The organism is Microbulbifer sp. 2205BS26-8, assembly GCF_030731025.1.
GTDB lineage: Bacteria > Pseudomonadota > Gammaproteobacteria > Pseudomonadales > Cellvibrionaceae > Microbulbifer > Microbulbifer spongiae.
Window position 1 is genome coordinate 1 of record NZ_JAVAMR010000072.1, and the last position, 10,536, is coordinate 10,536.

Annotated in this window: 9 protein-coding genes; all 9 read right to left on the minus strand. The window is 41.3% G+C overall.

The genetic code is table 11. The features are described from left to right. Window positions 1-367: 367 nt before the first annotated feature. The gene (locus Q5Y71_RS15825) at window positions 368-1,135 is read right to left on the minus strand and encodes a glycosyltransferase family 2 protein (protein WP_306043066.1); all 768 of its coding nucleotides are present in this window, start codon (window positions 1,133-1,135) and stop codon (window positions 368-370) included. Between the two features lie 1,288 nt (window positions 1,136-2,423). Beyond that, window positions 2,424-3,293: a glycosyltransferase family 2 protein gene (locus Q5Y71_RS15830; protein WP_306043067.1), complete on the minus strand. Its 870-nt coding sequence runs from the start codon at window positions 3,291-3,293 to the stop codon at window positions 2,424-2,426. 44 nt (window positions 3,294-3,337) lie between these two features. After that, the gene (locus Q5Y71_RS15835; protein ID WP_306043068.1) at window positions 3,338-5,104 is read right to left on the minus strand and encodes a hypothetical protein; all 1,767 of its coding nucleotides are present in this window, start codon (window positions 5,102-5,104) and stop codon (window positions 3,338-3,340) included. Beyond that, window positions 5,101-6,423 (minus strand): glycosyltransferase, encoded by a 1,323-nt coding sequence (locus tag Q5Y71_RS15840; protein ID WP_306043069.1) that lies wholly within the window; start codon window positions 6,421-6,423, stop codon window positions 5,101-5,103. Before Q5Y71_RS15840 ends, Q5Y71_RS15835 begins: the two co-directional genes overlap by 4 nt. Further along, complete coding sequence (locus tag Q5Y71_RS15845) at window positions 6,420-7,490, minus strand: glycosyltransferase family 4 protein (RefSeq protein WP_306043070.1); 1,071 nt, start codon at window positions 7,488-7,490, stop codon at window positions 6,420-6,422. Before Q5Y71_RS15845 ends, Q5Y71_RS15840 begins: the two co-directional genes overlap by 4 nt. Beyond that, the gene (locus tag Q5Y71_RS15850) at window positions 7,487-8,029 is read right to left on the minus strand and encodes a hypothetical protein (protein ID WP_306043071.1); all 543 of its coding nucleotides are present in this window, start codon (window positions 8,027-8,029) and stop codon (window positions 7,487-7,489) included. Before Q5Y71_RS15850 ends, Q5Y71_RS15845 begins: the two co-directional genes overlap by 4 nt. 788 nt (window positions 8,030-8,817) lie before the next feature. Further along, window positions 8,818-9,249: an IS200/IS605 family transposase gene (gene tnpA / locus Q5Y71_RS15855; RefSeq protein ID WP_306042438.1), complete on the minus strand. Its 432-nt coding sequence runs from the start codon at window positions 9,247-9,249 to the stop codon at window positions 8,818-8,820. 554 nt (window positions 9,250-9,803) lie between these two features. Further along, on the minus strand, window positions 9,804-10,112 hold the full coding sequence (locus Q5Y71_RS17690; protein ID WP_371877079.1) for a transposase: 309 nt from the start codon (window positions 10,110-10,112) through the stop codon (window positions 9,804-9,806). Between the two features lie 274 nt (window positions 10,113-10,386). Further along, window positions 10,387-10,536, minus strand: a 150-nt coding sequence (locus Q5Y71_RS15860) for an integrase core domain-containing protein (protein WP_306043072.1), incomplete at its 5' end; no start/stop codon positions are given.

Consider the following 10,536-nt stretch of genomic DNA (forward strand, 5'->3'; position numbering starts at 1 on the left):
GAACCTATGGTGTGCCCGGAGCTCAGGGCGAGTCAGGCACTAGCAACAACATGGTCTGGTAGTATGTTGAAAACTCGAAGAGTAGAGAAAATGTGGCCGACCTTGCAAGCGAGATTGCATAATCGCTTACGACTTTAAAAGATAACCCAGGAGGAGATTAATATATAGGTAAACGATTTAAATAACCGATCAAAAAAAATATTAAGATTTCGACACAGGAAAACTTAATGGGTAATTATTTATTTATCGATGCAATCAGAATAAATGATATACACTTCAAGATTGAATCCGTGCTTGAATAATCTGAAATTTTTAAGGAAAAAAATATAACTCACGGATCATAAATTGATCTAACCGCATTCAAAATTCACAGATTAAGTTTTTTCAACACCCCGTATAAAGCATAAGAAAGAAAATTAGGGAGGGCCCGCCAGAATGGTAAACCTTCATGAGATCGATAAATCTGCCAAGTGTATCTAGCAGCACTTAACTTATTTGAAGACAGTGATCCATGCCTCACTCTGTAGTAAGTCAATGGTTCATTGATACCTCGCGCCACAATACCTTTTCGAAGAAGTTTAAGCCAAAAAGCAAAATCTTGCCGCTTTCGGATTTCTGGCATCAGAACCCTACCTACAGCATCATAGTCCAAAAGCACGCTTGAACAAGCGATAAGTGGGTTACTTAGGAGGCCATCATAATTAATTAAAGGTTTGATTTGTTGTACTGCCCCAAAATATTTCCCAGAGGAATCAATCTTTTGTACAGCTGTATAGCTCAATTGTACATCACTATTTTTTAGAATTTCTATTTGCTTTTCCAATTTTTCTGGATGCCAAAGGTCATCCCCATCAATAAAAGCGATATACCTAAAACGTGCTGCCGCAAGACCTATATTTCTAGCACCAGCTCCTCCTAAGTTTTTTCTGTTATGAAACACATTCACTCTTGAATCAAAACAAGCCAATTTTTCAATTAAATTACCTGTTTCATCTGTAGAGCAATCATTAACTACAATAAGTTCGAGATCTGTATGCGTTTGATTCAAAACCGATTCTATCGAACGTTCAATGTACTTAGCTAGGTTAAAGGCGGGCATTACAACACTTATGCTGTTTTCGATTTTGTAAGACATCAAAATAGTTACTCAACCTAATAAAATTTAAATTCAATTCCAAAATGCATCGCAGTCTATGCTGTTAAAACAGCTCTATAACTGCCCATAACTGGCTTGATGTTTTATACGCCAGCTCTTTTCTCGGGTTAGAAATTGGACTTCGCACCTCTATCCACATCAGTTTCTTCAAGCTTATATCTTTCAGGAAATATTGGATCAGCAAGAGTTCAGTATTTTCCTCCCGCACAAGAGCTAAAGGGTCGGGTTAAAAAGAAGACATCAGTAGAGAGCATCGAACTAATTTTTCATGATACGTCAATTTTTTCCTGTTGTCAGCTGCAATGGTTGAACAATATATTTAAATAGACTAAGCAGTGGGATAGTAGCCTGGGCAATGTCTGCTGCACTCTTGCAGTTAACCTGTATGGATACTATGAAGCTCGTTATCTACTCTACGATGGTTACCTAGGCACCGCTGCGACCTTTAACTATCCCTATATATATTTGCTAATCATCTATGCATGATTTTTCGTCAACAACCATAGGGCAGTCATCCATGTTCACTCGATTCCTTATCTGCCCCGTGCCGATTTACCATTACGACGCTTGACGTATCTCTTGCTCTTACGACTTAGGTATATATAAAGACCTTCTTCAGACTGCCTGTCCGTCCAAATATGGAATAAATGTTCTCGTGGTTAATCAGCTGCTCTCGATTATTCAGAAGCCAGCTCGAGATCTGTCTGGACTGAACTCTAAACATAGTGAGTGCTTAATAATTAAGGTGTTAGCTTAGTGAGTTTGGCAGCACCTTTGCGCCGCTGTTCTGCTTTTTCTTTCGCCTGCTTGTGACGACATCCCCTACCACCAGTATTTCTTGCCAGCTCCCTACTCATTGTAAATTGACTTACGTCGATGGCTTAAAATACCGCTCTTTGGTTCAAATCACTTTTGACCAGCCTGAAATTTGGCATCTTTGATAATAAGTCATCTAACAGGCTGCTGAAAAAGTCCCTTTAACGAAATTTTTACCTTAACTCTTATAAAATCAGAAAATTCAGAGCCTACAAAACAAGTGTTTTTTTGATTCTAAAACTTCAAGATGATGATGCTTTAATTCAAAATCCGAGTTTTTCAGCAGCCTGCTAATTGCAATCCTTGGTCATCACTTCATCTCTTTGATCGAAGAAAAAGCGATTAAATCTACCCTCACCTGACCTCTTTTCCTACTTCTTCAAATAATACACATCAGAGTTGAATTCACGTAATGATTAAAATAAGAAAATACACTTAAGCAATAACAATTTTATCGATGCTCTGGTTTACCACCTAACATGACACGAAACATCTCCATCAACTCAGCCACCCAAACACGCAAATATACCCACGCAGCGAGCAATCTATACTTCACTGTAAACTGATTTTTTTTTAATAAACGGAATATTGTAATAATTGGGGATAAAAAAGTACGAAAAAAAATCCAGATTTTATATTTTAAAGATTTACAGACTAACTGTCCACCTTTAACTCTACGTGCCTTTGTTGCAATTTCCTCCCAGCTCGATCTAGTTCGATGTCGTATTAGTGCAGAATGAGCGTAGACAATATTAAAATTATTTTGTCTTGCTCTACGGCAAAAATCTGCATCTCCCCCAGAATAAAGTTGCTCATTAAATCCAGAAATTTTTTTTATCAATTTTCTGGGTACTACTAAATTCGCAGTCGCAGCATAACCTCTTCTAACATAATGCTCCTGGGGTATCCCCTTAACAATATCATAGATTTCATAAGCTGTAGGTTTCTTTCTTTCACTAATCGAGTCTACTCTACCAGCAATAAAAAAATCATTCAATTTGGTAGAGTATATTTTTTGGACCACTTCTTCGAACCAATTTTCAGATGGTAAACAATCCGCATCAGTAAAGAATATCCACTCTCCACGGGCATAATGCAAACCACAATTTCTAGCGGCATAGGATCCGCGGGTATTACAATATAGAATTTTTACATTGTCAGGAATTTCTTTTGGAATACAAACCTGACTTGATCCATTATCAATTAATAAAATCTCAACAAGTCCGGTTCTATATGTCTGAACACTCAGACACTCAAGAAGTTCAGGAATAAAATGCCATTGCTCATAAATTGGAATAACAACGGTAAAACTTAAATACATTTGATTTCCTGTTTTTCAAAATTCAGAAAATACAAGCCTGTAAATCAATTTATCAATTTGCAAGATTCAATTGCTACTTCTTTATTAGTGGTTTTTTGTTCTAGTATCTCCAGGCAATTCAGTATTCGACAAACAATCTTTAACCCTTCCAAAAATTGCTGTCGAATACAATGCTGCTCTAATACTGCGACCAAAGCAGATAACTCAACCGCTTTCAGATCAACATCACTTAGTGAAGGACGAATTACTGATGCTGCTAACAAGCTTCTTTCCAGTTGATCAAGCCCAATTCTATCTATCTCAAAGCCAACGCCAATGGGCTCCAATGACCATCCACTCCAATTAATAAGTAAAAAAGTAGTAGATTCAGGTATAGTCATAATATTCTGTGCTTGCATGTCAGGATTGACAAAAGCTAGTGGCAACACAGCTAAATATTTCTTCAAATTAGGCCACTGTTTCATTAACTTTGCCACCTGCTGTTCTTGTTCGGCAGTACATGTTGCAATATTTAATTGCCAAATTGTTTGCTCACACAATCGCTGCCAAATATGAGCCTTCGAGCGTTGATAGCGCTGAATTAGTATCTTTGGTGGCTCCACTGTGAGCAATTGTTTCTTTATTTCAGCTACTGCAGCTCTTGCGTCTTTTAACGAACATAATAAAAATTCTTCTTGAAACTTATACACTTGGCATGGGAAATTATCCAAAGTCGTGACTCCGATTAACTGTGGCGCAAGCAATCCATCTGGGGGATCACTCAACAGATCCAGCTCATGCAAAGCAAGAGTCTTGCGATTCCTGTCGTAAAGCTTAATCAGATAGTTTTCAGATTTTTTTTCTCCCGATACTCTGAGGACACCCAAATTGTTTACACTTGAGGGGTGCCAGCGAATCTGATCTATGCCATACCAGCCTTGAACAATTTCTTTGAATATGGTATTCGCCCAACTCTTCCGAATATCAGGCCCAAGCAGAGACCAAATCGATTTACATTTTTTTGATTGGTTAGAAAGTAATACTTTGTTATGAAAAAACAGTGCATCAATCTTAACCCTAAGAATATTCAAAGCATTTACATCTCGTATGAAAGCAGCCACTCTATTTAGTAACTGGCGACTCAACAACAAGGATACTATCGCCACAAATACTGAGGGTGGTTCAAAAAAAATGAAATCCGCCACCAAATAGAAAAACACACAAAAGAAGCCTATACCTGATGCAAAAGTTATAATTTTTTGAAATTTACCTTCTAGATATTCGCGAAGAAATAAATTTGATCTCACAACGCTCAAAAACATCAGTATTGCCACAATAAAGTAAGCAATTACCAGCAGAGCCATATCTTTATATAAAATAAAAATTCCAAGCAATGCAAATCCAGAAAAAACCACGGACGCTAGAGCATCGGAAAATCTTAAATAAGCGTTAGCAGCAATTTCTTCTTGGTTTTCAAACAAGACCATTTTGTAGTTTTTGGCTAATATGCGGCGGGCACCTTGTGTGGTAACTACTACGATCAAGCGCTCACTTAGCATGTGTATTAGAAAGAAACCAATAGTGGTCATACTAAGGCCAATAATCAGCGGCTCTCTACCATAGGCAGCCAACCATTCTGGCAGATAGCTTGGCATGCGCTCAGAGCCAAGCAGAATAACAACTTTCAAAGGTAGAAATGATGCCAACAGGGTGGAAACCTGAGAAATCAGCGTGAGAAAAACTATTAACGCTGTTCGCCAAAAGACCACTCTACCAAACTTACTTGCTAAGGAAATACACCACCGCAACACGCTTAAAACATCAACTATCACGATACCGGATCTCCGAAAATAGATAGTAATTCTTCGGCACGGGCTTCCCAGGTATTATGGGTAAGGAAAGCCTCTATTATTTCATGCTTCGGCACTTCCTCACAGGCAGCTTTCAGAGCGCAACAAAACTCTTCCACTGTACTTACAGTGGTAGTATATGGATAATCGCTGATCTGGGGCATTACAAAAGAAACTACTGGCAGGCCAAATGCTAAGTACTCATATATTTTTATTGGGTCGACACCATCGGCTAGACGCCCCATCCGAAATGGAATAATACCTGCACTCCAGCGTGTTGCGTAACGGTGAAGCTCCTGCCAGGGTCTTGGACCTAGAAAAAGCACATTCTCGGGTAATTCCAATTCGCTTGGGGCTGAGTGCCCAATCACTTCAAACTGATATTGCGGGAGTAATTGAACAATCTCCTTGAAAGCCTCCCAATTAAACCAAGCTGCGGAAAGATGTCCAAAATAACCCACCACCCTAGGAAATAATGCCGGCTCATGTTTATAGTTATTCGGAATAATATCTTTCCCCACTGCATTAGGCATTAACTTCACACAACTGTCGGGCACCAGCAGGCTCAATTTATCTATAAGAGGTCTGGACACACAATAAGTCCGGTCGACAGTAGCCACCAATTTGCGTTCAACTTCAGCATCAAACCATTTTGCCATTCCAACCTTGGCAAATTCTTCCCAGTCATCTCGGCAATCATAGACTACGGACCATCCCTGTAAACGAAACTTATCTACATAACTTTCGATACCCTTAAATGGATAGGATATGATAAACAGCTTCCTAACATCATCTAAACCAACCGCCGATATCTCATTGAGCAACTGCAAAGTAATATCTACAGGGCTTTGCACCAATCCATCTTGATTATAAATAGGCAAAGCCTCAGTAAATCTTGTGCGATGGTAACTGAAGAACACAGGTACGCCACGTGCCAACAAAGCTTGCGTCTGTCGTATGGGGCGATTTCCTCGCGTCCCCTGAATACAGGTGGTGCCGGAAAAAAGAAATACCAGCTCTTTTTTACCTGATTTATTTATTTCTTTAACAAGACTCAACCATTGACTATGCACCGTTTCGTACTGTAAAGATCCTGGAGCAAGTGATTGACTCTGACGCCTCAGCGTGAGAAAAAATTGTATAATATTTACCGGCAAACGTATAAAAGCATACGGTGAGCGAGTCGCTTCAATGAGCAAGTGTCCGAGTCGAAAACTGTTACTTTCAAGAATTCGCTGATACTCTACCTGCAAAGCGGCCAACTCACGCTCAAGAGCTTCTCTAGGATCAGAGGAATTCATACCGCAATTAATCCCTTGAATGAATTGATAAAAGCCTCAGGGCTATATTTTTCTGCCAGATAACAATGTAAGTTTATTACCTCATCCCTTTCTTGCTGCTTAAGAAGAGTCGTGGCCGCCTCAACAACTTGATTAGGATTCCATATATCGACCCTGCTGATTAGAGAGGAATCTGGATAAATCTCTCGAAAAACCGGAAGATCGTTGGTGATCAACGGGCAACCACATAACAATGCTTCTGAAGCAGCCATGCCAAACGATTCATCTCGTGAAGTCACCAACATAGCACCACCAGTTGCAGCACATTGCCTGTAAATCTCTACAAGTTTAAAGTTATCTATTCTATCAATCCAACTAACTCTTTCTGATATACCAAGCCTATAGGCTAACTCAAAAAAAGCTGTGGATTGGCTTGTTGACGCTGTGTTGCCACCAACCATACTTAAACGTACATTACCTAATTGATCTTGAAGCATTGCTGTATATACCAATGCCAAGCGCCAATTCTTGTGATGATCAAGCTTTCCCACCCAAACGAATTCTATCGCAGCATATTGTTTTATTTTCAACCCGGCTTTTAATCTAAGTTTCTGGTCTGGAGCAAAAAGTGATCCCTGGAGTATATTTGGCAGCACTTGGATGTTCGGTGTATTTTTCCCTAAACGCTTCGTCACTAGTTTAGCAGAATAATTAGTCGGGACTGTTATACCTGCTAACTTAACTGGATTTATATCTATAAGATAGGCCAGCCCAGTACTCGTGGTGGTGTGTACATCTAGATAAACAGTATTGCGCCGATATAGAGGACCTGCGGCGACACTAAGCAGTTCCGGAGAATCGATCACAATTATAATATCAAATCGGCCCTTTTGTACAAGCCGCCGAAATGACACCTCAGCACCAAAGTGAATGCCATCTCTCTCTTTAAGTACCTGCCCTAAATTATTATCCTGACTGAAAAAAAGTTCACATTGAAATCCAGCACTCTGAAGCGCATCACGGCGTAAAGCGAGCTGAGAATAAACACCACCAATTATGCCGTATCGATACGCATAAAGAATTTTCATACACAACTCTCATCCAAGCACTGATCAGCATGTGCTTTTACATAAGCCACCAATTCCTCTGAATCCAACAGGCTTTTCTCTTGAGGAGACCAGATTATATACCAACCCATTAAACGTAATCTCTCTACACGTTTTAAAACCTGAATCTCTGGTTTTCGCAATACAAGAATGCCATTTATATTATCTTGATCTAACCTCCTTGTTAGCAATTCAATATCTTCCGTACACCAAACAGCTTTAGTACATAAAGTCGCTGGAAGCTTTCTCCCTAGTACCACAACCTCAGGTGCTGATCTTGTATGGTATGAACTCTTAGAGGAGAGAGTAGAAGTGGCCGTTGTAGATCGTTTTTTACTTTGACTTAGGTAAAGTCTTGCAAGCTTGAGGCAAGCTGAAATAGTATTACTTCCAAGTGGAAAAGCTTCAATGATCCACCCGCCAGCCTTATAACGAAGGCTATTCTGGACCTCTTCTAGTTCGGCCTCACAAGAAGCCACCTCTTCGCGTAAAACCTCAAGCAAATGGTCACTAATATTCATTGATTTTTTCAATTACGTTTAACATTGAATATGCAATCGCCCACATAGTAAGCGGCTTGCTGAAAGCCTCAAAGGGGGTATATAATACCCCACCAACCTCATCTATTCCTGACGGTGCATTCCAGCCCCTTACCTTAATTGTAGATAGTTTTCCAAACACAGATTTAATCTTGAAGAGCTTACCGCTTATGCGGATTGTGCCGCCAAATAATTATCCATTAATTTTCCTGTATTTCAAAGCCTAATAACCTCTTTAACCGGTTATTTAAATCGTATACTACTGCATTCACCTCTTCTGGATTTATTTTTTAAGCTTGTACTCTTTGGCTAATATTTACGCAACAGGCCATTTGTATTCTCGTTCAAAACACGCTCTCAGGAGTGGAAATTAATGTCATTTCTGGTGTTAAACAAACCTGCTCTGGTCCGCTATTGGCACCATCCTCCATCCTTGAGCTTCACTCCGATGATAACCTTAACAAGGTAGTCAAAGTCCCGAAGCCTTGTCCATTTTCCTTTTGCACACACTAGCAGGCTGCTGAAAAACTCGGATTTTGAATTAAAGCATCATCATCTTGAAGTTTTAGAATCAAAAAAACACTTGTTTTGTAGGCTCTGAATTTTCTGATTTTATAAGAGTTAAGGTAAAAATTTCGTTAAAGGGACTTTTTCAGCAGCCTGCTAGTAAATATCCACCGGCAAAGCCAGTGGCTTTAATCGTGAACCGCTCAAAGCGGTCTGTACGGAACTAACGTCCCTTGAGCCCCCAAAGGGGGCTGCCTATATCTTCATACCAAGGTCAGTTGCTCTAGTCGCCGATCTTCCTTCTCCTGATGACGAATATACTCCCTGATCACATTCTCATCACGACCAACGGTGGACGCAAAGTAACCTCTCGCCCAGAAGTGTTGCCCTACATAATTTCTACGCTGGCCAGAGTAGGTCCTCGCAATGTAAATAGCACTTTTACCCTTGATATATCCCACCACCTGGGAGACAGCATATTTGGGCGGAATCGATATCATCATATGGACATGATCCGGCATTACGTGCCCCTCCTCAATCAGGCTCTCCTTTTGCCGGGCCAACTGATGAAATACCGTGGTGGGCAACTCTCTGCGCACCCGTCCAAACAGCACCTTTCTACGGTATTTTGGGATAAAAACTATGTGGTACTTACACTCCCATTTCGTGTGACTTAAACTGTCCACTTGTCTCATGGTGACTCCTTTGTGTGTTGCTTGGCGGCTCACACATTGGAGTTACTATGGGACTTCCGGATCTGTCAAACTATGCGTGCCTCCCCGGCAAAGCCGGGGGGTCTCCCCTTTGGACTAGCTGGAACAACATGTGGAGCATTCCTTCTCTCGACAAGCAGCTCTTAGAGCGCTTCGTCCTGTCCTGAATTGTATCGTTTCGAACGTCGACTCGATAGGGTTCGTTGTCCGGATGCTCTGCCAGTGTTTTGCCAGGAAGTCGATGAAATCGTCAAATGCCTTCTCCGTATCAGTTCTTATCTCAGCCCGCCAGATGTCGTGTAAAAAGCGCTTTGCTTTCGACCGCCCCGGCTTGGGCATTTTTTTTGAATACATTAGCCGACTTATATAGCCAGCAATGCCGATGGCGTGCCTCTGGGCAGATCTCTTCCAGCCCCGTCAGAACCTCATAGCACCATCGCCAATCGCCAGCTCTGGGGTGTTCATGTCACGCACTTTCAGCCTTTCCAGCACTCCTTTCCAGCTCAGTGTCAATTTGCGTTCCCCATCTTCAATTACTAAAAAGTGCTTTTCCCACACTTGTTTACGCCAATGATAACCAGAGCGCAGAACTTGCTTTCATACAAGCGCAGGGCGCTGTACCTGTCGTCTGGCCAGATATACACCCAGCGGTCTTTATCTAGCCACTTGGTTCGCCAAGTATTGTATTCATTCTTCCACTGCCTCTTCAAGCGAACGATCATGCTGGCTGATAGGCTCCTCGCTTCCAAACCAACCAGTACCGACAGAGCCTCTTCCATCTCACCAGTTGAAATGCCCTTTAAAGATACCACGGCAGCGCTGCCTACAGTGAACGAGCCTTGCATACCTATGGTGGCACCAAAGCTGAACGGAAGGTGACTGGCTCGCTGGCTTTGTTCTGGACCTTTGGGAACTTGACCTTCGCCGGTCTCCGATCTCGATCTGAACCTCACTCTGCGCCAGGAAGTCAGTGCAGACTACAGCCGCGCGACTGTCATCCAGGCGGTGGCATTGAAACTTTTCCAATGAAGGCTGATAGCTCTGCCTCAACTGCCTTCTAAAGCAGCTTTCGTGTGGCTCGGTAGTCATCCCATATTTAATCGAAGTTAAAAGTAGAGTTTATGCTGCCATTAACAGTGGCTTCCCACCATTATCCTTGTGCGGCCGTCGGTGATTGTAAAACCATAGCCACTGCGTTGCATATTCTTGATCCTCTTTCATGGTTTCGAACAGGTGCTTGCTGACCCAACTGTAGCGTATAGTGTTGAT

Bases quoted from the DNA above. Each gene is read 5' to 3' on its own strand.
- Q5Y71_RS15825 (WP_306043066.1), bottom strand. From the start codon at position 1,135: ATGTCTTACAAAATCGAAAACAGCATAAGTGTTGTAATGCCCGCCTTT.
- Q5Y71_RS15830 (WP_306043067.1), bottom strand. From the start codon at position 3,293: ATGTATTTAAGTTTTACCGTTGTTATTCCAATTTATGAGCAATGGCAT.
- Q5Y71_RS15840 (WP_306043069.1), bottom strand. From the start codon at position 6,423: ATGAATTCCTCTGATCCTAGAGAAGCTCTTGAGCGTGAGTTGGCCGCT.
- Q5Y71_RS15845 (WP_306043070.1), bottom strand. From the start codon at position 7,490: ATGAAAATTCTTTATGCGTATCGATACGGCATAATTGGTGGTGTTTAT.
- Q5Y71_RS15850 (WP_306043071.1), bottom strand. From the start codon at position 8,029: ATGAATATTAGTGACCATTTGCTTGAGGTTTTACGCGAAGAGGTGGCT.
- tnpA (WP_306042438.1), bottom strand. From the start codon at position 9,249: ATGAGACAAGTGGACAGTTTAAGTCACACGAAATGGGAGTGTAAGTAC.
- Q5Y71_RS17690 (WP_371877079.1), bottom strand. From the start codon at position 10,112: ATGCAAGGCTCGTTCACTGTAGGCAGCGCTGCCGTGGTATCTTTAAAG.